A 21,880-nucleotide genomic window follows, 5' to 3' on the forward strand; every position below is an offset into this window, starting at 1 on the left:
CGGCCGCCGGGTCGCCGAGGAAAATGGCCGACGCACCGACCGCCGACCAGACCGCCTCGAGCGTGGTCCGCCCGCCTGGGGCCATCGTCCTGGCCCGCCACGGCGAACCGGCCCTTTCGCGCAAGGTGCGCTTCGACGCCAGGACCTATGGCGACTGGTGGGCGCGCTACGAGGAGGGCGGCCTGCTGCCCGGCCAGACCCCGCCGGACTGCCTGCTGGAGATCGCCGCGCGTTCGCAGGTGATCGTTTCGTCGACTCGCCGGCGCTCGATCGAGACCGCCCAGGCCGTGGCCGGCGGCCGCGACTTCCCGCGCGACGCGATGTTCATCGAGGCGCCGCTGCCGCCGCCGCCGTGGCCCAGCTGGATCAAGCTGTCGCCCAAGAAGTGGGGCTTCTTCGCCCGCTTCTGGTGGTGGTTCTTCGATCATCACATGGGCCAGGAGAGCCGCAAGCAGGCCGAGGCCCGCGCCGAAGCCGCCGCCGACGCCCTGATCGCCCTGTCGCAGGACGGCCGGGACGTGCTGCTGGTGGCCCACGGCTTCTTCAACGTGATGATCGGCAACGCCCTGCAGGCGCGGGGCCTGAAGAAGACGCTCGACCAGGGCTTCCAGTACTGGTGCGTCAAGCGCTTCGAGCGCGCCTGACCTTTCACAGCCGTTGCCCGCCGGCCCCACGCCAACTAGGGTGCCAGCTTCTCCTTGGAGTAGAAATGACCGACGCCGCTTCTCCCGTGCACGACCTCTCGGCCCTGAGCTTCGAACAGGCCTTGGCCGAGCTCGAGAAGATCGTGTCTGAACTGGAATCGGGCCAGGCGCCGCTGGAACGCTCCATCGACATCTACGAGCGCGGGGCGGCCCTGAAGGCGCACTGCGAAAAGAAGCTCGAGGCCGCGCGCCTGAAGGTCGAGAAGATCGTCCTGGGCCAGGGCGGCGCCGCGGGCGTCGAGCCGGCCGAGTTCTCCTGATGGGCCAGGCCTCGCCGAAACTGTCGCCGACGATCGCGTTCGAGGATTTCGAGCGCGTGGACATCCGAGTCGGCACGATCGTTTCGGCCGAGGCCTTCCCCGAGGCCCGCAAGCCGGCCTACAAGCTGGCGATCGATTTCGGACCGACGTTCGGCGTAAAGCGTTCGTCGGCCCAGGTGACCCGCCACTACACGACTGACCAGCTGGTCGGACGCCGGGTGGCGGCGGTGGTGAACTTCAAGCCGCGTCAGATCGGCCCGTTCATGTCGGAAGTCCTGTGCCTGGGCTTTCCCGACGACGAGGGCGAAGTCGTCCTCGTGACGGTGGATCGCGCGGCGCCCAACGGGGGAAAGCTGTTTTGAGCGACCTTGGCAAGCGCATCGCCCAGGCGGCCGACATCGTCACCGTGGCGCTCGACGAGCTGCTGCCGCGCGCCGACGGGCCCGAAAGCCGCCTGACCGAGGCCATGCGCTACGCGGCGCTGGGCCCGGGCAAGCGCCTGCGGCCGTTCTTCGCGCTGGAAACCGGCAAGATGTTCGACCTGCCCGAGCGGCCGGTGCTGCGCGCGGCCTGCGCGCTGGAGTGCATCCACGCCTACAGCCTGGTGCACGACGACCTGCCGGCCATGGACGACGACGACATGCGTCGCGGCCGTCCGACCGTGCACGTGCAGTACGACGAGGCCACCGCCATCCTGGCCGGCGACTCGCTGCAGACGGCCGCCTTCGAGATCATGGCCCACCCCGACACCCACGACGACGGCCACGTCCGTTCGGAACTGGTGCGCAAGCTGGCCATCGCCTCGGGCGCGCGCGGCATGTGCGGCGGCCAGATGATCGATCTGCTGGGCGTTCGCGACGACCTGGGCGCGGTGGCGCGCATGCAGCGCCTGAAGACCGGCGCCCTGATCGCCTTCGCCTTCGAAATCCCGCTGATCATCGGCCGGGCCAAGGAAGCCGAGCGCGCCGCGCTGATGGGCTTCGCCCAGGACCTGGGCCTGGCCTACCAGATCGTCGACGACATTCTCGACGCCGAGGGCGACGCAGCCCTGCTGGGCAAGGCCGCCGGCAAGGACGCCGCCAAGGGCAAGGCCAACTACGTCACCCTTCTGGGCCTGGACGCCGCCAAGGAGCGCGTGGAGCTTCTGGCCGCGCAGACCAAGGCTCACCTCGATATCTTTGGCGACAGGGCCGATCATCTGCGCGAAAGCGTTGATTTCGTGCTGGACCGCCGCAACTGACCGCGCTCTTTACAGACATGCCGACGCAAACTCCTCTTCTCGACACCGTTTCCTCGCCCGCCCAGACGCGCGGGCTGTCGATCGCCGAGCTCAAACAGCTGGCGCAGGAGGTGCGCGCCGAGATGATCGACGCGGTCTCCGTCACCGGCGGCCACCTGGGCGCGGGCCTGGGCGTAGTCGAGCTGACCGTGGCCTTGCACCACGTCTACGAGACGCCGAAAGACATCCTGATCTGGGATGTCGGCCACCAGGCCTATCCGCACAAGATCCTCACCGGCCGCCGCGACCGCATCAAGACGCTGCGCCAGGGCGGGGGCCTGTCGGGCTTCACAAAGCGGGCCGAAAGCGAATACGACCCGTTCGGCGCGGCCCACGCGGCCACCTCGATCTCGGCGGCGCTGGGCTTCTGCGCCGCGCGCGACGCCAAGGGCGAAGACAACGCCGTCGTGGCCGTGATCGGCGACGGCTCGCTGGGCGCGGGCATGGCCTATGAGGCGATGAACGCGGCCACCGACGCCACGCGCCAGCTGACCGTCATCCTCAACGACAACGACATGTCGATCGCCCCGCCGGTGGGCGGCATGAGCGCCTATCTCGCCAACCTCGTCTCGGGCGGCGCCTATCGCAAGGCGCGCAAGCTGGGCAAGACGGTGGTCGAGAAGCTGCCGACCCCGATCCGCGACGCGGCCCGCAAGGCCGAGGAATACGCCCGCGGCATGGTCACCGGCGGCACCTTCTTCGAGGAGCTGGGCTTCCACTATGTGGGCCCGATCGACGGCCACGACATGGACGCCCTGGTCTCGGTGCTGAAGAACGCCCGGGAATTCAAGGAAAAGCCGGTCCTCGTCCACGTCGTCACCCAGAAGGGCAAGGGCTACGCCCCGGCCGAGGGCGCGGCCGACAAGCTGCACGCTGTGGCCAAGTTCGACGTGGTCACCGGCCAGCAGCAGAAGGCGGCCGCCGGCCCGCCCAGCTACACCAAGGTGTTCGCCCAGGAACTGGTCAAGCAGGCGGCCAAGGACGACAAGATCGTCGCCATCACCGCCGCGATGCCCTCGGGCACGGGCCTGGACCTGTTCGAAAAGGCCTATCCGACCCGCACCTTCGACGTCGGCATCGCCGAGCAGCACGCGGTGACCTTCGCCGCGGGCCTGGCCGCCGACGGCATGAAGCCGTTCGCGGCGATCTATTCGACCTTCCTGCAGCGCGGCTACGACCAGGTGGTCCACGACGTGGCCATCCAGCGCCTGCCGGTGCGCTTCGCCATGGACCGCGCCGGCCTGGTCGGCGCCGACGGCCCGACGCACGCCGGCAGTTTCGACATCGGCTTCATGGGCGCTCTGCCCGGCATGGTGCTGATGGCCGCCGCCGACGAGCTGGAACTGGCCCGCATGGTCGCCACCGCCGTCGAGATCGACGACCGCCCCAGCGCCTTCCGCTATCCGCGCGGCGAGGGCGTTGGCGTCGAGCTGCCCACGGGGCCGGCCGACCCGCTGGAGATCGGCAAGGGCCGCATCGTCCGCGAAGGCACCAGCGTCGCCATCGTCTCGTTCGGCACGCGCCTGTCGGAAAGCCTGAAGGCCGCCGACCTCCTGGCCGCGCGCGGCCTGTCGGCCACGGTCTGCGACGCCCGCTTCGCCAAGCCGCTGGACCTTGACCTGCTGCTGCGCCTGGCGCGCGAGCACGAGGCCATCGTCACGGTGGAAGAGGGCGCCATGGGCGGCTTCGGCGCCTTCGTGCTGCAGGCCCTGGCCCAGCACGGCGCGCTCGATCGCGGCCTGAAGATCCGCACCCTGGGCCTGCCAGACGTGTTCCAGGACCAGGACAAGCCCGACCTGATGTACGCCGAGGCGGGTCTCGACGCCGAAGGCATCCTGCGCGGGGCGCTGTCGGCGCTGGGCATGGACAATGTCAGCGCCGCGGGGCGGCGGGCTTAAAGCCGCCAAGCCGGGTGAAACAACAAACGCCGCGACGCTCGCCGTCGCGGCGTTTTGCTTTTTTGAACTTCGGCTGCCCTTGCCACGGCTAACCTTGGGTCGAGCCCGTCGCGCGGCCGGGAAAACTTGCTGTAGGCTGCCAAGGCTCGGGCGCGCCGTCCGGTCTCGTGTGTGGCGGCGCTGACCCCGCGCCGTGTGGGGCTTGCATGAACAAGAATGTGAGGATCAGGCGGTGGCGGACAGCTTTCGCCTTGGTGGCGATGCTGTTCATCGCAGGCTGCACTGGGCGGCGGCCGGTCGACCAGCCGCCTCGCCCGGGCGAGGTGAGGGCAAGCACGCGCTATCTGCTCTCGGGCCTGTCGGTCGTCCGCTACGAGCTGGGCCACATCTATGTGCCGGAGAACCGGGCCCGACCTGGCGGCCGGCTGATCGCTGTCCGCTACATGCGGATCAAGGGAACGGCTTCCCAGGCGACGCCGCCGGTGTTCATGCTGCCGGGCGGCCCGGGCGACAGCTATATCGACGCCTTCACAAGATCCGGGCTGGACTGGTTCGGCGCGGCCAGGCAGCGCGGCGACGTCCTTCGTTTCCGGCGTGCGGGCGACGTTGTCGTCATGGACCAGCGAGGCGCATCGGGAGCCTCTGAGCGGCTGGGCTTCAACTACAATCCCGATGGCCAGCCGCTGGATCGGCCGGCGCGCCTGGATGACGAACTGAAGGCCGCTCCATCCGTGGTTCGCCGGGCGCTGGCCCGCTATCCTGATCATGACCTCGCCGGCTATACCGTCGTCGAGTGCGTCGAGGACCTGAACGACCTGCGTCGGGCGCTCGGCTACGCCAGGATCAACCTCTTCGGGCTCAGCTACGGATCGCAGTGGAGCTTCGCAGTCATGCGGCTGCATCCAGAGACGGTCAGCCGAGCGCTCCTGTCGGGCGTCGAACCGCTGGACAACGGCTACGACATGCCGTCGCACGTCTGGGCGGCGCTGATGCGGATCGCTGTGGAGGCGCAAGCCGATCCACGCCTCGCGGCGTCGCTTCCGCCGGGCGGCCTACGGCAAGCCGTCGACGAGATCCTGGCTCGCCTCGAGAACGCGCCGGTCGTCGTCCGGCTCAAGTCTGGCGAAGACGTCGTGCTCGGCCCGGAGGACTTCCGGCTGAGCCTCATCGCTCGCCCGTCCGAATGGCCGGCGCGTATCATCGACATCCATCGGGGGCGGTACGTGGCGTGGGCCGAGGAGGTCGCGGCCAGCCGGCGGCCCCTGGCGGCCACGCCGTCCGCGCTGATCGGCCCCTTGATCGACACCAGCCTGAACGTTTCGGAGGCCCGCGGCCGGCGCCTCTTCAACGATCCCGCTGTTCGATACCTCGGAACCTGGGGTTTCGCGCCGTCGATGGCCGCGGTTTCGCTGTGGCCCACGCCGGACGTCGGGGACGCGCTTCGACTTCCGGCGATGAGCCCGATCCCGGTGGTCTTCCTCCACGGAGACTGGGACACCTCCACGCCCATCGAAAACTCGCGGGAGATCCAGCCCTATTTCCCGAACAGCCGTCTGGTCGTCGTCAGGCGCGGCGGCCATGGGGCGATCTATGATCTGGCCGACCAGGATCCGAAGGTGCTGGATCGGTTTATCGACTATCTCCGAACGGGAGACATGACAGGGCTGCCGGCCGAGGTCGTTCTCGCGCCGCCGAAATTCCGCGTTCCGGTGCCCTGATCGCGACGCCGCCTAGCTGGTCTCGAGCGGTGAGGGGAAAGCCCGGCCTAAGCCCCGCATGCCTCGAAGAACGCCTTCACGCGGCGGCGCTCGTCGGCCTTGGCGGCGATGCTGTGGCGCTTGTCGCCGTTAACGATTGCCAGATCGCCGGTGCGGCGAAAATTGCCTAGTGCAGGGTCGCGCGTGGTCGCCGAGGCCAGCAACAGGCTCCCGGTTCCACCGCCATCGACGGTTCTGGCGGCCAGGTGCGACGTCCGGTCGCGGCTGGTCAGCCCTATGGTTCCGCCTTCCAGCCCGCTGGCCGAGACCTCGACCGGCCCGCCCGGCGCGGGGCAGACCAGCATCAGCAGCACCTCGTCGCTGGAGGGGCGGCCGTAGGCCAGTTTCGGACCTTCGCCGGGCTCGTTGAGATAGGCCCAGGCATAGGCGGGATTTGCCGCCTGCTCGTGCGCGCAGCCGGCCAGCCCGAGGGCGGCGAGCAGTGCGGCGGCGACGAGGCGGGAAGACATGGCGGCGGATCTCCTTCGTCAGGAGAACGCCTCGCCGCCTAGGCGGTTTCTGCCGGTCTGCCTCCGCTCACCCTGGGGGCGGCGGAGGAGGGGCGATTGTACGCTGTCGTCCGGACCTGTCCGGAACGACCCCTAGATCATCAGAACGGCGAGAACTTCTCGACCAGCGACTGGCCGGCCGGGGTCTTCTGCACGCGGCTGATGTCGCCGCGGCCGCCGTAGTTGATGCGGGCTTCGGCGATCTGGGTGTGCTTGATGGTGTTGGCCGAGGAGATGTCTTCGGGGCGAACGATGCCGGCCACGGTCAGCTGGCGCAGTTCGTTGTTGGTCTTCACTTCCTGGGTGCCCTGGATGACCATGTTGCCGTTGGGCATGACCTGGGCGACGATCGCGGCGACCGTCAGGTTGATCTTCTCCGAGCGGCTGACGCTGCCGGCGCCCGAATTGGAGAAGGCCGAGTTGGTGCCCACGGCGTTGGCCGGGTCGAAACCGCCCGGCAGAACCTTGCCCAGGCTGGATTCCAGGCCGAAGAAGTTGCTGACCCCGGCGTTGCCCGTCGAGGTGCGCGAGGACTTGCTGGTGTTGGAGGTGCTGACGCTGTCGTCGATCTCGATCAGCACGGTGACGATGTCGCCGACGCGGCTGGCGCGCTGGTCGTTGAAGAAGGCGCGGGCGCCGACGCGCCACAGCGAGTTGGCCGAGGCGGCCTGCGGGGCCGGTTCACGGGCCGAGACATAGGTCGGGGCCATGGGAGCGAGCGAGGCGGGATAGCCGACGGGAGCCAGTTCGGGGCCCTTCACCGCTTCGGTGACGGTCGAGCAGGCGGCGATCGGGGCGAGCAGGGCGAGGGCGACGAAGGCGGCGGGGCGCATGGGTGTCTCTTGCTCTCTTAGCGGGCGGCGTAGCGCACGGAATTGGAACGGGCCTTGAGGGCTTGCGCCTCGGGGCCGACGGCGGCCGAACCGGGGCCGGTGGCCACCGCTTCGATGATCTTCTTGCTGGCGGTGTTCTGCACGCTGACGGCTTCTCCGACGGCGGCGGCGCTCATGGCCTTGCCTTGCAAGGTGAGGGCCACGCCGGCGTAGTCGTAGGTGACTGCGACAACATCGCCCTTGGCGATGACCTGGGCGGCGGCGACGTCGCGCATCGAGGCGGCGGAACCCTCGCGCAGCGGGCGCTTGGTGGTCATGCCGATCATGGCGTCGGCGTCGGACGGGGCGTCGAAGGGCGCCGAGGCGACCTTGATCCAGACCAGATCCTGCGGCTGCACGGTCTCGCCGGCCGCCAGGCTGCGGGCGTAGGCAAGAACCTCCACGTTGCCGCGCGGAGCGGCGGCCGAAGCGCCGGCCAGCTGGCCGCCGCCTTCGGCGCCCTGGCGGATGATGATGCGGCGCAGGCCCTGCGGATTGGCCCACTCGAGGCCGGCGCGGCGAGCGGTCATCTGCACCTGGGCGGCGTCGAGCACGGCGCTGGGACCAAGGCGGCGGCCAACGACGATCGAACCGGCCGAGCCGGCGCCGTCGAACAGTTCGCCCAGCGTGATGACGCCGTCGGCGTCGGTGGTGTCCTGGCGCAGGCTGACCGGCTGGCCGGCGAAGGCGGCCGGGGCGGCGATCAGCAGGGCGGCGGCGGCGAGAAGCAGGGTTTTCATGAGCTTACGACCGCAGGTTCGAGGTGGCCTGGAGCATCTGGTCGGCCGTGGTGATGACCTTGGAGTTCATCTCGTAGGCGCGCTGGGCGACGATCAGCGAGGTGATTTCGCTGACGGCGTCGACGTTCGAGGCTTCGGTGTAGTTCTGCAGCAGGGTGCCGAAGCCGGGCTGGCCGGGGGCGGCGATGTTGGCCGCGCCGGACGCGCCGGTCTCCAGGTAGAGGTTGTCGCCGATGGCCTCGAGGCCGCCTTCGTTCATGAAGTTGGCCAGTTCGATCTGGCCCACCGTCTGGGCGTCGGTCTGGCCGTCGAGATTGACCTGCACCAGGCCGGTCTTGCCGATGGTGATGCCGGTGGCGTTCTCGGGAATGGTGATGCCCGGCTGGACCAGGTAGCCGTCCTCGGTGACGATCTGGCCCTGGTCGTTGGTCGAGAAGTTGCCGGCGCGGGTGTAGGCGGTCTCGCCCGAGGGCAGCAGGATCTGCAGGTAGCCCTTGCCCTGGATGGCCACGTCCAGCGGGTTGTTGGTCATGGTCGGCGTGCCCTGCTCGGTGATGCGGTACACCGAGCCGGCCTTGACGCCGCCGCCGACCTGAACGCCGGTCGGGACCACGTTGCCGTCGCTCGACGACTGGGCGCCGGCGCGCTCGATCGTCTGGTACAGCAGGTCCTGGAACTCGGCCCGTTGGCGCTTGAAGCCGACGGTGTTCATGTTGGCGATGTTGTTCGAGATGACCTCGACGTTCAGCTGTTGGGCCGACATGCCGGTCGCGGCGGTGCGCAGAGCTTGCATTGTTCGTTATCCCTTACTGGACCTTGCCCATGCGCTCGACGGCGGAGCGCGAGAGTTCGGCGGTCTGGTCCATCATCTTGGCGATGCTCTCGTAGGCGCGGCTGACCTCGATGAGCTTGGTGATCTGCTGGATGGGCTGGACGTTCGACCCCTCCAGCATGCCTTGGTGGATGATCGCGTCGGTGGCGGACTGCGGGGTCTCGTTGCCGACGTTGCGATAGAGGTTGTCGCCGTCCTTGCGCAGCGAGGCGAGGTCGGAGAAGCGGGCGACGCCGATCTTGCCCACCCGCACCTGGCCCTGGGTGACGATGCCGTCACGGCCGATGCTGACGGGGCCAAGTTCCGGGTCGATGGTGATCTGACCGCCGCCGTCGTCCAGCACCGGAGCGCCTTCCTGGGTGGTCAGGACGCCTTCGGGGTTGGTGGTGAAGCGGCCGTCACGGGTGTAGCGCTCGCCTTCGCCGGTCGAGACCTTGAAGAACCCCTGGTTCTCGATGGCCAGGTCGAAGGTCCCGCCCGTCTGGTTCAGGGCGCCGGGCGTGAAGTCGCGGACCACGCCGTCGTCCAGCACGAACTTGATCGGCGCCGGGCCGCCCGCGGTGCGCGCGGGCTTGGCCGGTTCGGTGCGGACCATCAGGTCCTCGACCTTGAAGCCGGTGGTGTTCGCGTTGGCGATGTTGTTCGCGACGATGTCCAGCTCACGACGGAGCGTCATCTGCCGCGAAAGGCCCACATACAGCGCGTTGTCCATGACGATTAACTCGCAGTTTGGCGCGACAAATGCGCCGCAACCCTGCAAGCAAGCCGCGTGCCAACTCGAAAATCGCAATAAAATCAGCGGGGAGGGTGGTTAACGCTGGCGCTTTGCAGAAGTCCGCCGGGCAGATTCGACCTGCGACCAAATGGCCTTCAAAAGAGATCGTTAACCATGCTCGCGCATGAGTACGGGTCATAGATTTCAAGGAACCTGCGCGTGGCCAAGAAACCCCCCAAGGAAGCTCCCGCCCCGGAAGGCGAAGAGGGCGCGGCCGAGGGTGAAGCTCCCGCCAAGAAGAAGCCGCCGATCATCCTGATCGCGGCGGCCGCAGGCGTGCTCGTTCTGGGCGGCGGCGGGGCCGCTGCGTTCTTCATGCTCAAGCCCAAGCCGGCCGCCGAGGGCGAAGCTGGCCACGGCGAGGAGAAGAAGGAAAAGAAAAAGGAAAAGAAGAAGGAAGAGGGCGGCGAGGGCGCCAAGACCGCCGAGGGCGGCGCCGGCGCGCCGGTCGTCAAGGAAGGCCCCGACGGCGTGGTGTTCTACACCCTGCCCGACATCGTCGTGAACATGCAGTCGGCCGACGGCAAGTCGACCTTCCTGAAGCTGAAGCTGACCTTCGAGCTGCCCGACGAGGAGACGGCCGAGGCGCTGACGCCCAACCTTCCGCGCCTGACCGACATGTTCCAGACCTTCCTGCGCGAGCTGCGTCCCGAGGACCTGGCCGGCAGCCAGGGCAGCTACCAGCTGCGCGCCGAGCTGCTGCGCCGGGTGAACCTGGTGGCCGCGCCTTCGAAAGTGAACGCCGTCCTGATCGAGGAGATGCTGATCAACTAGCCTTCGGGCCGGCTGAGGCGAACCATCATGGCAGACGAGATCGACGATCAGGCCGCGATGGCCCAATGGGCGGCGGAGAACCCCCCGGGGACCTTCGACGCCTCGGGCGGCGGCGAGCTGAACAACAGCTTCGGCGACTTCAGCGGCGGCATGGCCGGCATGGCCGGCTGGGACGACGGCGGCGGCGACGGCATGGGATCCGAGCGGATCCTGAACCAGGACGAGATCGACAGCCTGCTGGGCTTCGACCTGTCGGGCGACGGCGGCGACGACCGCACGGGCATCCGCGCCATCATCAACTCGGCGCTGGTCTCGTACGAGCGCCTGCCGATGCTGGAAATCGTCTTCGACCGCCTGGTGCGGTTGATGACGACGTCCCTGCGCAACTTCACCTCCGACAACGTCGAAGTCAGCCTCGACAACATCAGCTCGATCCGCTTCGGCGACTACCTGAACTCGATCCCGCTGCCGGCGATCCTGGCGGTGTTCCGGGCCGAGGAGCTGGACAACTACGGCCTGCTGACGGTCGACTCCAACCTGATCTACTCGATCGTCGACGTGCTGCTGGGCGGCCGTCGCGGCACCGCGGCCATGCGTATCGAGGGCCGTCCCTACACCACCATCGAACGCGTGCTGGTGCAGCGGATGGTCGAGGTGGTGCTGAACGACGCCAAGGCCGCCTTCGAGCCGCTGCATCCGGTGTCGTTCACCCTGGACCGCCTGGAGACCAACCCGCGCTTCGCCGCCATCGCCCGTCCGGCCAACGCCGCGATCCTGGTGAAGCTGCGGATCGACATGGAAGACCGCGGCGGCCGCATCGAGCTGCTGCTGCCCTACGCCACGCTGGAACCCATCCGGAAGATGCTGCTGCAGCAGTTCATGGGTGAGAAGTTCGGCCGCGACAACATCTGGGAAGGCCACTTGGCCACCGAGCTCTGGACCACCCAGATGGAGGTGCGCGCCGTGCTCGACGAGCAGCAGCTGCCGCTTTCCAAGGTGCTGAACCTGCAGGTCGGCGACACGTTGATGCTGAACGCCACGCCCGACAGTCTGGTGGAGTTGCGGGCGGGGTCGATTCCGCTTACCCGCGGCCGGATGGGCCGCCGTAACCATTCCATCGCCATCCGGGCCGACGCCCCGCTGACGCCCGCGGCGAAGAAGGCGGTTCAGAAACTGAAATGAGCCTGATCTCGGTCGCCCTGCAGGTTCTTCTGGCGGTGCTGCTGATGGTGGCGCTGGTCTTCGGCTGGCGCCTGGAGCGCAAGCTGAAGGCGCTGCGCGACGCCCAGAGCGGCTTCGCCAAGGCCGTGGCCGACCTGGACAACGCCGCCCAGCGCGCCGAACAGGGCCTGGCCGACCTGCGCGCGGCGACCGACGAGGCTTCCGAATACCTGGCCGACCGCATCGAGAAGGCCAAGGCCCTGGCGCTGCAGCTGGACGAGCGCATGACCCGCGCCGCCGCCGCGCCGCGCATCGAGGCCCGTCCCGAGCCGGCGCAGCGTCCGGCCCGCGATCCGCGTGATTTCGCCGCGCCGCCGGCGCCCGAAGCCGCCCCGGCCGGCGGTCGCCGCCTGAACGCACAGGACTTCGAAGCCATGCTGGAGCGCGAGGCTCGCGCCCGCGGCGCCGGCCCTGCGACCTCGCGTCCCGCGACGGCCGCCAATTCCTCGCCTATTTCGTCGCCCACGCCCGCGCGTGAAACGCCCCGTTCACGGGCTCGGGTGGATGATGACCTGTTCGACGGCCCCGACCCCGCGTCGCGGCCCGGATCGCCATTCAGAGACCGTCGATGAAGAACGTTCCCCGCATCCTGCCGATCGTCGGCGTCGCCGTCGTCGGCGTCCTGGCGGTCAACGCCCTGGCCGGCGCCAAGTCGGTTCCCGACCTGCTGAGCGGGGCGAAGGCCTTCGCCGAGGGCGCCAAGGCCGAGAAGAAGGACGCCAAGGGCGAGGAAGCCGCCTCGGCCGAGAGCGCGTCGAGCGACGCCGCCGCCAAGGCCGCCCCGCCGCGCATCTGCGCGCCGTCGGCCACGGACCTTGCCAAGGAAGCGGGCCTGTCGCCGGCCGAACTGCGCGTGCTGCAGAGCCTGGGCCAGCGTCGCGGCCAGCTGGACCAGCGCGAGCAGGACATCGACGTCCAGCTGCAGTTGCTGGCCGCCGCCGAGGCCAAGCTCGACGCCAAGATGAAGACCCTCAACGGCATGAAGGGCGAGATCCAGGGCCTGCTGGGCCAGGCCGACAGCCAGAAGGCCGCCGAGGTCGACCGCATGGTCACCGTGTTCTCGGCCATGAAGCCCAAGGATGCGGCCGTGCGCCTGACGGTGCTGGAAGACAGCGTGCGCCTGCCGATCGCCGCGAAGATGAAGGAGCGGACGCTGGCCATGATCCTGGCCAACATGGCGCCCGCCGACGCCAAGGTGCTGACCGAGCGCCTGGCCAGCCGCTTCTCGGGCGACGCCATCGCCAAGGGCAAGGCCGCCGTGGCCGAGAACGCCGCGGCGCCCGCCGCCGGCGGCCAGCAGGCCGCGGCTCCGGCCCTGGCCGGCGCCGGCGCGCCGAAAAAGGCCGGCTAAGGGGAAGCTGGGGGGCTCATGAACCTGCGGGGGGCGTTGAAGGCGAGCGTTGCGGCGATCTGCATCGCCGGCGTCGTCGCGCCCACGGTTCTGGCGGCCGCGCCCGCCGCGGCCCAGGCCGTGCAGGGCGATCTGGTCGTTCGCGTCGCCCAGGCCCCCGACTTCTCGCGCCTGGAGTTCCGCTGGAGCGGACGCGTTCCGGTGATGAAGATGCGCCGCGAGGGCCAGCAGGCGATCCTGCGCTTCGGCCGCGACGCCAATCCCAATCTGGCCAGCCTTCGCATCGCCCCGCCGCGTTGGGTGAAGACGGTCGAGGCCCGCCATGTCGGCGGCGCGCTGGAACTGGTCCTGACCCTGACCGACGACGCCGACCTGCGGGTCGGGCGCGCCGACGGCATCGACTTCGTCAACGTCTTCGCCAAGCCGCCGCAGGCCGGAGCGCCCGCCGCGGCGACCGCGACGCCCGCGCCCGTTCCGCGCGATCCCCGCCGTCCCAATCCCGCGCCCGCCAGCGGCGTGGTGGCCGTGACCTACAACAAGGCCGACGGCCAGACCCAGTTCGTGACCACCTGGGCCGCGCCGGCCGCGGCCGCCGTGTTCAAGCGCGGCGAGGCGGTCTGGGTGGTGTTCGACGCGCCCGTTCGCCTGGACCTTGGCCGCACGCCGCAGACCGGGCCCAGCCACACCAAGATCCAGGTCTTCCGCGGCGCCGACTATTCGGCCCTGCGCATCTCGGCCAAGCCCGGCGTGCCGGTCTATGCCGAGGGGCAGGGCAACAGCTGGACCGTGGCCCTGGGGGCCGGCCTGCAGCGCGAGCCCGATCCGGTGAAGGTGGCCCGCGACGAAGCCGCCACCCCCGCCAGCCTGTCGGCCAACCTGGCCGGCGCGGCCCGTCCCGTGTGGGTCAGCGATCCGGCCGTGGGCGACCGCATCGGCGTGGTCCCGGCCCTGGCCCCCTCCAAGGGGCTGGCCTCGCGCCGCGAGTATGTGGAGATGGCCCTGCTGCCGTCGGCGCAGGGTCTGGCCGTCGAAGCCTTCGCCAGCGACGTGCAGATCCTGACCGAGGGCGACATCGTCCGCATCGGCCGACCCAAGGGCCTGGTGCTGTCGCCGGCCGGGGCCGGCGGGGGCGCAGCCGAGATCGTGACCGGCGCGCCGCAGCCGGCGGCCATGCCCGCTGTCATCGACCTGGAGCACTGGCCCAAGACCGGCTCGGGCGGCTTCCTGGCCCGCTACAACGCCCTGCAGGCGGCCGTGGCCGCCGTCGATCCGGCCGACCGCCAGGGCGACATCGCCGCCCGCATGGCCCTGGCCCGTTTCCTGGTCGGCTCGAACCTGTCGTTCGAGGCGATCGGCGTGCTGAACGCCGCGGCCCGCAAGCAGCAGGGCCTGCTGGGCGACGCCGAGTTCCGCGGCCTGCGCGGCGCGGCCAAGGCCATGGCCGGCCGCTGGGCCGAGGCCGAGGCCGATTTCTCCTCGCCCGTGCTGTCGGACGACCCGTCCAGCGCCCTATGGCGCGGCTATGTCGCCTACAAGCAGGGCCAGTGGGTGGACGCCCGCAACAAGTTCGCAGGCGGCGCCCAGGCCATGAACCTGTTCCCGGCCGTGTGGCAGGCCCGCTTCCTGGGCGCCCAGGCCGAGTCGGCCGCGGCCACGGGCGACGGGGTCGGCGCCGAGCGTCTGGTCAACCAGGCCCTGAAGCTGCCCAAGCTGCCGATCGTCGACCAGTTGGACCTGCGCCTGACCCTGGCCAAGGCCTTCGAGCTGCAAGGGCGCAAGGACAAGGCGCTGAAGATGTTCCAGGCGATCGGCAAGGCGCCGAACGACCGCATCGCCACGCCCGCCGTGCTGCACGCCACCCAGATCCGCCTGGAGAAGAACCAGATTTCGCCGGCCGAGGCCGCCAGGACGCTGGACCAGCTGCGCTTCCGCTGGCGCGGCGACGGCGTCGAACTGGACGTCGTGCGGGCGCTGGGCAAGCTCTACATCGACCAGGGCCGCTATCGCGAGGCGCTGGAAGTGCTGCGCTCGGCCAACAAGGTGCTGCCGGACCTGCCGCAGGCGGTGGCTCTGCAGAACGATCTCTACGGCGCCTTCCGCACCCTGTTCCTCGACGGCCTGGCCGACGGTATGCAGCCGATCCAGGCCGTGGGCCTGTTCTACGACTATCAGGACCTGACGCCGATCGGCGCCGACGGCGACCAGATGGTCCGCAACCTCGTGCGCCGGCTGGTTGACGTCGACCTGCTGGACGAGGCGGCCAAGCTGCTCAAGTACCAGGTCGACAACCGCCTGAACGGCGTGCCCAAGGCCCAGGTGGCCACGGACCTGGCCTGGATCTACCTGATGGACCGCAAGCCCGAGGACGCGCTGGCGGCGATCAACAACACCCGCACCACCATCCTGCCGCCGGCCCTCAACAGCGAGCGCCGCCTGGCCACCGCCCGCGCCCTGATGACCCTGGGCCGCTACGACGACGCCCTGGAGGTGATCGAGGGCGACAAGGGCAAGGACGCCCAGGACATCCGCGGCGACATCGCCTGGAAGCAACGCAACTGGGCCCTGGCCGGCAAGCTGTACGAGGCCGCGCTGGGCGACCGCTTCAAGAACGCGGCCGGCCTGTCGCCGTCGGACGAGGCCAAGCTGATGCGGGCCGCCGTGGCCTTCAGCCTGTCGGACGACGACGCCTCGCTGGGCCGCCTGCGCACGCGCTACACCAACCTCATCGGCACGGCCCGCAATCCCGAAGGCCTGCGGGTGGCCCTGGCCGGCGTCGACGGCGTGGCCTCCAGCAGCGACTTTGGCCGCGTGACCGCCGAGAACGAGGTGTTCAACGGCTGGGTGGCCAAGATGAAGGACCGCTTCCGCGCGGCCGCGACGCCGAAGGTCTAGGACCGGGCCTTCCTTCTCCCCTTTTGGGAGAAGGTGTCGGCGCTAGCCGACGGATGAGGGGTCTCTCAGATCTCGAGCACTTCACCCGGCCTGGGCCTCGGTCGCAGCTGGCCGGCCTATCGACCCCTCACCCGACCTCCTTCGGAGGCCACCCTCTTCCGCAAGGGGAGAGGGATCAGACGGTCTCGATCGCCAGCGCCGCGCCTTGCCCCACGCCGATGCACAGCGTCGCCAATGCCCGCTTGCCGCCGGCGGCCTCCAGCTGCCGCAGCGCCGTCAGGGCCAGGCGCGCGCCCGAGGCGCCGAGCGGGTGGCCCAGTGCGATCGCCCCGCCGTTGGGGTTCACGTGCGCGCCGTCGTCGGGCAGGCCCAGCTGCCGCAGCACCGCCAGGCCCTGGGCGGCGAAGGCCTCGTTCAGCTCCACCACGTCGAAGTCGCCGATCGAGAGGCCGGTGCGCGCCAGCAGGCGCTGGGTGGCGGGCACGGGACCGATCCCCATGACGCGCGGGGCGACGCCGGCCGTGGCGTAGCCCAGCACCCGGGCGCGAGGCGTCAGGCCGTGGCGCTTCACCGCGTCTTCCGAGGCCAGGACGATGGCGGCGGCGCCGTCGTTGACGCCCGAGGCGTTGCCGGCGGTGATCGTGCCGCCCTCGCGGACGATCGGCTTCAGCTTGGCCAGGGCCTCCAGCGTGGTCTCGCGCGGGTGCTCGTCGCGATCGACGATCGTGGGGCCGCCCTTGCCGGGGATCTCGACCGGGGCGATCTCGCCGTCGAAGAAGCCGGCCTTGATGGCGGCGGCCGCCCGCTGCTGGCTGCGCAGGGCGAAGGCGTCCTGGTCGGCGCGGCTGATGGCGTAATCGGTCGCGACGTTCTCGGCGGTCTCGGGCATGGAATCGACGCCATAGGCCGCGCGCATCGCCGGATTGACGAAGCGCCAGCCGATCGTGGTGTCGAAGATCTCGGCGTTGCGGGAAAAGGCGCTGTCGGCCTTGCCCATCACGAAGGGCGCGCGGCTCATGCTCTCGACGCCGCCGGCGATGACCAGGTCGGCCTGGCCCGAAAGGATGGCGCGGGCGGCGTAGCCGACGGCTTCCAGCCCCGAGGCGCACAGCCGGTTGACGGTGACGCCGGGCACGGTCTGCGGCAGGCCCGCCAGCAGCAGGGCCATGCGCGCGACATTGCGGTTGTCCTCGCCGGCCTGGTTGGCGCTGCCGTAGACCACCTCGTCCACCGCGCTCCAGTCGAGGCCAGGGTTGCGCGCCATCAGCGCCTTCAGCGGGATCGCCGCCAGGTCGTCGGCGCGCACCTTGGCCAGCGCGCCGCCATAGCGGCCGAACGGGGTGCGGATGGCGTCGCAGATATAGGCGGTCATGGCGGCTCCGGGGCGGCGTTCGGCGCACATTCAAACGAACGTTTGCGGGAAGCGCAATGCGCTTGCGACGAGCGGGTAGGGGACTAGGCTGGGGGCATGAGCCCAACCGTGCAGCCCTTCCTGATGTTCCAGGACGGCGTCGGCCCCGACGCGCTGGACTTCTACGTCTCGGTTTTTCCAGGCAGCGTGGTCGAGGAGGTCGAGCTCTACGGTCCTGCCGGCCCGGGGCCGCAGGGTACGATCAAGACGGCCCGCTTCACGATCGGCGGCCAGAGCGTGATGTGCAGCGACAGCTTCATCAAGCACGCTTTCACCTTCACGCCGTCGTTCTCGTTCTTCGTCACCTGCGCCTCGGCGGCCGAGGTCGATCGCCTGGCCGGGGTGCTGGGCGAGGGCGGCGGGGTGCTGATGCCGCCTGGAAACTATGGGTTCAGCCCCTGGTTCGCGTGGGTGTCGGACCGCTTCGGCGTGTCCTGGCAACTGAACGTCGGGGAAGATTGACGTCAGTTTCGAATTAGGACTATGTCGGTCGCGCGCCGCTCCAGGCGTGGGAGACCAAGCACCGTGCCCAGCTACAGCGAACTGATCGACGCCCTGCGGATCGATGGCGAGACGGTGGTCGCGACCGTGGGCGACGACTGGAAGCAGGGGCGCACCACCTATGGCGGCCTGTCGGCGGCCCTGTGCCTGGAAGCCGCCGCGCGCCGCCTGCCGCAGGCCCCGCCGCTGCGTTCGGCCCAGTTCGCCTTCGTCGGCCCGGCGGCCGGCGAATTGTCTGCAAAGGTGGAGGTGCTGCGCCAAGGCAAGTCGGCGCTGTTCGCCAGCGTCGACCTGACGGGGGAGGGCGGCCTGGCCACGCGCGGCACGTTGACCTTCGGCGCCGAGCGCGCCTCCAGGCTCGATCACCTCGACCTGCCGGCGCCGGCCGCGCCCGCGCCCGAGGCCTGCGAGCTGTTCATCCCCGAAGGGGCCGGTCCCGCTTTCGCCCGCCAGTTCGAGTTCCGCTACGTGGCTGGCGGACGGCCCTTGAGCGGCGGGCCGCCCGACTTCCTGGTGTGGATCCGTCACCGCGACGCGGCCGCCCGCTCGCTGGCGGCCATGGTCGCCCTGGCCGACGCGTTGCCGCCGCCGGCCCTGTCGGTGTTCGACCAGTTCGCGCCCATCTCGACCATGACCTGGTCGATGGACGTGCTGGGCGATGCGCCCGACGACGACGGCTGGCGACTGATGAGCAGCCGGGCCGAGACGATCCGCGAGGGCTATTCGGCCCAGGCCATGACCCTGTGGAGCCGGGACGGAACCCCGCTGATCGCCGCCCGCCAGACGGTGGCCGTGTTTCTCTGAAGCTTGCCGGGGCGAAGGGCGGGGGCATTGCCTCGCCCCGTCGACTGCGGCTAAGGAGAACGCCCGTTCGCGAACATGCGTCGGCGCGCCGGTTTAGCTCAGCGGTAGAGCAGCGGTTTTGTAAACCGAAGGTCGGGGGTTCAATCCCCTCAACCGGCACCACGTCTCCCTCCCTTCGAAGGTCCAGGATCGGTTGCTCCGGCGCCCGCAAAGGCGACGCCGCGTCTGCGCCTTTCGTCCGTATTTGTTCGTTCACGGATCGTTGTTCGGGTAAGTCATGTCTTACTTGCCGGTCAGGCGGGCCAGATCGCTGCGCCATGGATGCGGAATAAGATCATATATTGCTGTTATTCTTTCTCTGGTTTCTCCAGTAAATGCAGCGTGCAAGCTGGAGCCTCTTTAGGCAACGTCCAGTTGTCGTGAAAAATTCAAGCAATAGCGCCGGTTTTTTATGGCGCTGGCGTAACGTCGCGGCGTAGGCAGCGCCCCTATAAATTACAGGGGATAGACCTATGAACCATCGCCACACTTGGCTTGCTCTGTCGGTGAGCGGGCTTGCGCTGCTCGCCAGCGCTCCGGCCCTGGCCCAGCAGGCGCCGGCGGCCGACGCCACGATCACCGAAGAGATCGTCGTCACCGCCCAGCGCCGCAGCGAAAACATCCGCGACGTGCCGTTCGCCGTGACCGCCCTGGGCGGCAAGACCCTGGCGGCGGTCTCCGCCGGCGGCGGCGACGTGCTGTCGCTGTCGGCCCGCGTGCCCAGCCTGCAGATCGAAAGCTCCAACGGCCGCTACGCCCCGCGCTTCTACATCCGCGGCCTGGGCAATGTGGACTTCGACTTCAACGCCTCGCAGCCGGTGTCGGTGGTGCTCGACGACGTGGTGCTGGAAAACGTCTTCCTGAAGGGCTTCCCGCTGTTCGACGTCGAGCAGCTTGAAGTGCTGCGCGGCCCGCAGGGCACGCTGTTCGGCCGCAACACCCCGGCCGGCGTGGTCAAGATCGACACCGCCAAGCCTTCGGACGACTTCGGCGGCTTCGGCTCGCTGGCCTACGGCAACCTGGGCGCGGTGCGCGCCGAGACCGGCGTCTCCATCCCGGTCAGCGACACCCTGTCGGTGCGCGTGGCGGGCCTGTGGAACCACCGGGACGACTGGGTCAACAACGCCTACAATCCCTCGTTCGCCGGCGACGGCGACGACCTGGGCGGCTTTGACGACGTCGCCGCCCGCGTGCACGTGGCCTTCAAGCCGACCGAGCGCCTGTCGACCCTGCTGACCCTGCAGGCTCGCGACTACATCGGCACGGGCACGCTGAACCGCGCCAACGTGCTGACCAAGGGCTCCAACGAGCTGAACGGCAACTTCGACCGCGACACGGTCTATTACGACGGCGGCCGCAACAACCCGCAGAAGCAGCACACCACCTCGCAGAGCCTGCAGGCGGCCTATGACTTCGGCCCGGTCACCCTGACCGGCGTGGTCAGCGCCTATCAGGGCCGCTCGTCGGGCGACGGCGACATCGATGGCGGCGTGGCCTCGGCCGCGGCGACCGCGCCCTACAAGACGCCGTTCAACTCCGAGACCGGCACCCTGTCGAGCGACCTGGACCAGAAGACCATCGAAGTGCGTCTGGCCTCGAACGGCGACGGCCGCTTCGGCTGGCAGGTCGGCGCGTTCTTCTGGGACGAGCGTTTCAACCTCGTCTCGGGCACCTTCAACGGCACGGGCGGCCTGGCGCCGACCGTGATCGGCGACGTCGTCCAGCGCTCGGAGTCGTGGTCGGTGTTCGGCCAGGCCAACTACAAGGTCACCGACGCCCTGAAGATCACCGGCGGCCTGCGCTACACCGAAGACAGCCGCGACTTCCAGGGCGACCGGATCATTCCCACCGGCAGCACCAGCACGGCCCGTCCGCTGTTCGACGTGCGTCGCTCGGTCGGCGACGAGCAGGTCAGCTGGGATCTGAGCGCCCTCTATGAGGTCAATGGCGACCTCAACGTCTTCGCCCGCGTGGCCAAGGGCTATCGCGGTCCCTCGCTGCAGGGCCGCATCACCTCGTCCGACCTGATCACGGCCGCCAATTCGGAAACCGTGATGTCGTACGAGGCCGGCCTGAAGTCGCGCCTGTGGGAAGGCCGCGCGCGCCTGAACGCCACGGCCTACTACTACGAGGTCTCCGACCCGCAGTTCACGGCCATCGGCGGCGAGGGCAACTTCAACCAGCTGATCAACGCCGACAAGGGCGTGGGCTACGGCCTCGAGATCGACGGCGACGTCTATCTGGGCGCCGGCTTCAGCCTGGCCGGCGGGTTCGCCTACAATCACACCGAGATCAAGGACAAGGACCTGCTGGTCGCCTTCTGCGGCGCCAACTGCACCGTGACCGATCCGATCGTGACGGTGGGGACGACGCGCCGCGCCAACATCGACGGCAACCCGTTCCCGCAGGCGCCCAAGTACACGGCCAACATCACGCTGAACTACGTGCATGGCCTGAGCAACGGGACCGAGCTCTTCGCCTCGACGGACTGGGTCCTGCAGAAGGACTTCAACCTGTTCCTCTACGAGTCGGTCGAGTTCATGCAGGACACCAGCTTCGAGGGCGGCGCCCGCGCCGGCTGGCGCAGCCCGGCCAAGGGCCTGGAAGCGGCGGTCTACGTCCGCAACCTGACCGATGAGGCCAATGTCATCGGCGCGATCGACTTCAACAACCTGACGGCCTTCGTCAACGAGCCGCGCACCTACGGCGTGCAGGTGACGAAGCGATTCTAAGACTGACGGTCCCGGCGGCGCTTTTCGAAGCGCCGCCGGGGATCCGGGATTCGTCCCGGACGATGATTTCCGGCGCGAGCGACGCGCCGAAGCGGCGTCGTTTCGACGGCCGATTCCCGCCGAGGCCGGCGGATGACCCGATTTTCCAGCTCCTGTTCAGTCGTCTCGCCGTCCCGCGCCTGTTCACGGGCGAGGGGAGGGGACTTCCGCCACCCATATGCGGCGGGCTTTTCGGGCGGTTTGCGAAGAAAATCGTCAAAGCGCGTTGCAGTGCGCTTGACTCAAAATGGGCTCCCGCATAAACACCGCCCTCCCGACGCGGCCCGCCGCTTCGGGGGCTCATTCGAAGCTCTCTTTTCTTTCCGAGGCGCTGAAGTCCATTCGGCGCCGCGGAGCGGTTCGGCCTCCTCGGAGGCGGGGCGGTTCGGAAAAGAAAGTTGAAAATAGAGTTTGACAAAATGAGGCGCTGGTTTAAATAGCCGCCTCCGCCGACACCGGGCGCTAAACGGTGGGGCCGCTCCCCGGTTTT

Annotated in this window: 20 protein-coding genes and 1 tRNA gene; 15 read left to right on the forward strand and 6 right to left on the reverse strand. The window is 69.2% G+C overall.

From position 1 onward, the window contains the following. Positions 1-23: 23 nt before the first annotated feature. The 6 genes from G5B46_RS21060 to G5B46_RS21085 all read left to right on the forward strand — a co-directional run bounded on the left by G5B46_RS21060 (position 24) and on the right by G5B46_RS21085 (position 5,859). Positions 24-644 (forward strand): histidine phosphatase family protein, encoded by a 621-nt coding sequence (locus G5B46_RS21060; protein WP_165262131.1) that lies wholly within the window; start codon positions 24-26, stop codon positions 642-644. 65 nt (positions 645-709) lie between these two features. Next, on the forward strand, positions 710-964 hold the full coding sequence (locus tag G5B46_RS21065) for an exodeoxyribonuclease VII small subunit (RefSeq protein WP_058349196.1): 255 nt from the start codon (positions 710-712) through the stop codon (positions 962-964). Next, positions 964-1,326 carry a tRNA-binding protein gene (locus tag G5B46_RS21070; RefSeq protein WP_101712702.1) on the forward strand — a complete coding sequence of 121 codons (363 nt, stop codon included), beginning with the start codon at positions 964-966 and terminating at the stop codon, positions 1,324-1,326. Before G5B46_RS21065 ends, G5B46_RS21070 begins: the two co-directional genes overlap by 1 nt. Continuing rightward, positions 1,323-2,204: a polyprenyl synthetase family protein gene (locus G5B46_RS21075; protein ID WP_058349198.1), complete on the forward strand. Its 882-nt coding sequence runs from the start codon at positions 1,323-1,325 to the stop codon at positions 2,202-2,204. The genes G5B46_RS21070 and G5B46_RS21075 overlap by 4 nt, the downstream gene beginning before the upstream one ends. Positions 2,205-2,221: 17 nt before the next feature. Then, the gene (gene dxs / locus G5B46_RS21080; protein ID WP_165262133.1) at positions 2,222-4,141 is read left to right on the forward strand and encodes a 1-deoxy-D-xylulose-5-phosphate synthase; all 1,920 of its coding nucleotides are present in this window, start codon (positions 2,222-2,224) and stop codon (positions 4,139-4,141) included. A gap of 206 nt (positions 4,142-4,347) precedes the next feature. Continuing rightward, the gene (locus tag G5B46_RS21085) at positions 4,348-5,859 is read left to right on the forward strand and encodes an alpha/beta hydrolase (RefSeq protein WP_165262135.1); all 1,512 of its coding nucleotides are present in this window, start codon (positions 4,348-4,350) and stop codon (positions 5,857-5,859) included. A 47-nt stretch (positions 5,860-5,906) separates the two neighbouring features. On the opposite strand, the gene G5B46_RS21090 is transcribed toward G5B46_RS21085, so the two are convergent. The 5 genes from G5B46_RS21090 to flgF form a co-directional block, all read right to left on the reverse strand. Continuing rightward, positions 5,907-6,368: a hypothetical protein gene (locus G5B46_RS21090; RefSeq protein ID WP_165262137.1), complete on the reverse strand. Its 462-nt coding sequence runs from the start codon at positions 6,366-6,368 to the stop codon at positions 5,907-5,909. Positions 6,369-6,508: 140 nt separating this feature from the next. After that, on the reverse strand, positions 6,509-7,240 hold the full coding sequence (gene flgH / locus G5B46_RS21095) for a flagellar basal body L-ring protein FlgH (protein ID WP_116567427.1): 732 nt from the start codon (positions 7,238-7,240) through the stop codon (positions 6,509-6,511). A gap of 17 nt (positions 7,241-7,257) precedes the next feature. Further along, complete coding sequence (gene flgA, locus G5B46_RS21100; RefSeq protein WP_165262139.1) at positions 7,258-8,019, reverse strand: flagellar basal body P-ring formation chaperone FlgA; 762 nt, start codon at positions 8,017-8,019, stop codon at positions 7,258-7,260. 4 nt (positions 8,020-8,023) lie between these two features. Next, positions 8,024-8,812 (reverse strand): flagellar basal-body rod protein FlgG, encoded by a 789-nt coding sequence (gene flgG / locus G5B46_RS21105; protein WP_101712695.1) that lies wholly within the window; start codon positions 8,810-8,812, stop codon positions 8,024-8,026. Between the two features lie 13 nt (positions 8,813-8,825). Next, complete coding sequence (gene flgF, locus G5B46_RS21110) at positions 8,826-9,563, reverse strand: flagellar basal-body rod protein FlgF (protein WP_109099099.1); 738 nt, start codon at positions 9,561-9,563, stop codon at positions 8,826-8,828. A 222-nt stretch (positions 9,564-9,785) separates the two neighbouring features. Between flgF and fliL the strand changes: the two genes are divergently transcribed. The 5 genes from fliL to G5B46_RS21135 are packed head-to-tail and all read left to right on the forward strand — an operon-like array spanning position 9,786 to position 15,864. Next, positions 9,786-10,400 (forward strand): flagellar basal body-associated protein FliL, encoded by a 615-nt coding sequence (gene fliL / locus G5B46_RS21115; protein ID WP_165262141.1) that lies wholly within the window; start codon positions 9,786-9,788, stop codon positions 10,398-10,400. Positions 10,401-10,427: 27 nt separating this feature from the next. Then, the gene (fliM, locus tag G5B46_RS21120; protein WP_058349208.1) at positions 10,428-11,582 is read left to right on the forward strand and encodes a flagellar motor switch protein FliM; all 1,155 of its coding nucleotides are present in this window, start codon (positions 10,428-10,430) and stop codon (positions 11,580-11,582) included. Next, a complete protein-coding gene (locus G5B46_RS21125) occupies positions 11,579-12,193 on the forward strand; it encodes a DUF6468 domain-containing protein (protein ID WP_165262143.1) in 615 nt (204 codons plus the stop codon). Before fliM ends, G5B46_RS21125 begins: the two co-directional genes overlap by 4 nt. Further along, complete coding sequence (locus G5B46_RS21130) at positions 12,190-12,972, forward strand: MotE family protein (RefSeq protein WP_165262145.1); 783 nt, start codon at positions 12,190-12,192, stop codon at positions 12,970-12,972. Before G5B46_RS21125 ends, G5B46_RS21130 begins: the two co-directional genes overlap by 4 nt. A gap of 18 nt (positions 12,973-12,990) precedes the next feature. After that, on the forward strand, positions 12,991-15,864 hold the full coding sequence (locus G5B46_RS21135; RefSeq protein WP_165262147.1) for an endoglucanase: 2,874 nt from the start codon (positions 12,991-12,993) through the stop codon (positions 15,862-15,864). 175 nt (positions 15,865-16,039) lie between these two features. Here G5B46_RS21135 and pcaF read toward each other — a convergent pair whose 3' ends face one another. Beyond that, positions 16,040-17,236, reverse strand: a complete 1,197-nt coding sequence (gene pcaF, locus G5B46_RS21140) for a 3-oxoadipyl-CoA thiolase (RefSeq protein ID WP_165262149.1) — start codon at positions 17,234-17,236, stop codon at positions 16,040-16,042. Positions 17,237-17,332: 96 nt separating this feature from the next. Here pcaF and G5B46_RS21145 point away from each other — a divergent pair, with 96 nt between their 5' ends. From G5B46_RS21145 to G5B46_RS21160, 4 genes are all read left to right on the forward strand, one after another. Next, the gene (locus G5B46_RS21145) at positions 17,333-17,737 is read left to right on the forward strand and encodes a VOC family protein (protein ID WP_165262151.1); all 405 of its coding nucleotides are present in this window, start codon (positions 17,333-17,335) and stop codon (positions 17,735-17,737) included. A 63-nt stretch (positions 17,738-17,800) separates the two neighbouring features. After that, a complete protein-coding gene (locus G5B46_RS21150; RefSeq protein WP_346764958.1) occupies positions 17,801-18,580 on the forward strand; it encodes a thioesterase family protein in 780 nt (259 codons plus the stop codon). An 87-nt stretch (positions 18,581-18,667) separates the two neighbouring features. Beyond that, positions 18,668-18,742, forward strand: a tRNA-Thr gene (locus G5B46_RS21155). A gap of 350 nt (positions 18,743-19,092) precedes the next feature. Further along, positions 19,093-21,351 (forward strand): TonB-dependent receptor, encoded by a 2,259-nt coding sequence (locus tag G5B46_RS21160; RefSeq protein ID WP_165262155.1) that lies wholly within the window; start codon positions 19,093-19,095, stop codon positions 21,349-21,351. Positions 21,352-21,880 lie beyond the last annotated feature (529 nt).

Origin of the sequence: Caulobacter sp. 602-2 (assembly GCF_011043625.1) — a bacterium.
In the GTDB taxonomy this organism is placed as follows: domain Bacteria; phylum Pseudomonadota; class Alphaproteobacteria; order Caulobacterales; family Caulobacteraceae; genus Caulobacter.

Excerpts from the sequence above, each read along its gene's own strand:
- G5B46_RS21060 (WP_165262131.1), top strand. The coding sequence starts at position 24 with ATGGCCGACGCACCGACCGCCGACCAGACCGCCTCGAGCGTGGTCCGC.
- G5B46_RS21065 (WP_058349196.1), top strand. The coding sequence starts at position 710 with ATGACCGACGCCGCTTCTCCCGTGCACGACCTCTCGGCCCTGAGCTTC.
- G5B46_RS21070 (WP_101712702.1), top strand. The coding sequence starts at position 964 with ATGGGCCAGGCCTCGCCGAAACTGTCGCCGACGATCGCGTTCGAGGAT.
- dxs (WP_165262133.1), top strand. The coding sequence starts at position 2,222 with ATGCCGACGCAAACTCCTCTTCTCGACACCGTTTCCTCGCCCGCCCAG.
- G5B46_RS21085 (WP_165262135.1), top strand. The coding sequence starts at position 4,348 with ATGAACAAGAATGTGAGGATCAGGCGGTGGCGGACAGCTTTCGCCTTG.
- G5B46_RS21090 (WP_165262137.1), bottom strand. The coding sequence starts at position 6,368 with ATGTCTTCCCGCCTCGTCGCCGCCGCACTGCTCGCCGCCCTCGGGCTG.
- flgH (WP_116567427.1), bottom strand. The coding sequence starts at position 7,240 with ATGCGCCCCGCCGCCTTCGTCGCCCTCGCCCTGCTCGCCCCGATCGCC.
- flgA (WP_165262139.1), bottom strand. The coding sequence starts at position 8,019 with ATGAAAACCCTGCTTCTCGCCGCCGCCGCCCTGCTGATCGCCGCCCCG.
- flgG (WP_101712695.1), bottom strand. The coding sequence starts at position 8,812 with ATGCAAGCTCTGCGCACCGCCGCGACCGGCATGTCGGCCCAACAGCTG.
- flgF (WP_109099099.1), bottom strand. The coding sequence starts at position 9,563 with ATGGACAACGCGCTGTATGTGGGCCTTTCGCGGCAGATGACGCTCCGT.
- fliM (WP_058349208.1), top strand. The coding sequence starts at position 10,428 with ATGGCAGACGAGATCGACGATCAGGCCGCGATGGCCCAATGGGCGGCG.
- G5B46_RS21125 (WP_165262143.1), top strand. The coding sequence starts at position 11,579 with ATGAGCCTGATCTCGGTCGCCCTGCAGGTTCTTCTGGCGGTGCTGCTG.
- G5B46_RS21130 (WP_165262145.1), top strand. The coding sequence starts at position 12,190 with ATGAAGAACGTTCCCCGCATCCTGCCGATCGTCGGCGTCGCCGTCGTC.
- G5B46_RS21135 (WP_165262147.1), top strand. The coding sequence starts at position 12,991 with ATGAACCTGCGGGGGGCGTTGAAGGCGAGCGTTGCGGCGATCTGCATC.
- pcaF (WP_165262149.1), bottom strand. The coding sequence starts at position 17,236 with ATGACCGCCTATATCTGCGACGCCATCCGCACCCCGTTCGGCCGCTAT.
- G5B46_RS21145 (WP_165262151.1), top strand. The coding sequence starts at position 17,333 with ATGAGCCCAACCGTGCAGCCCTTCCTGATGTTCCAGGACGGCGTCGGC.
- G5B46_RS21160 (WP_165262155.1), top strand. The coding sequence starts at position 19,093 with ATGAACCATCGCCACACTTGGCTTGCTCTGTCGGTGAGCGGGCTTGCG.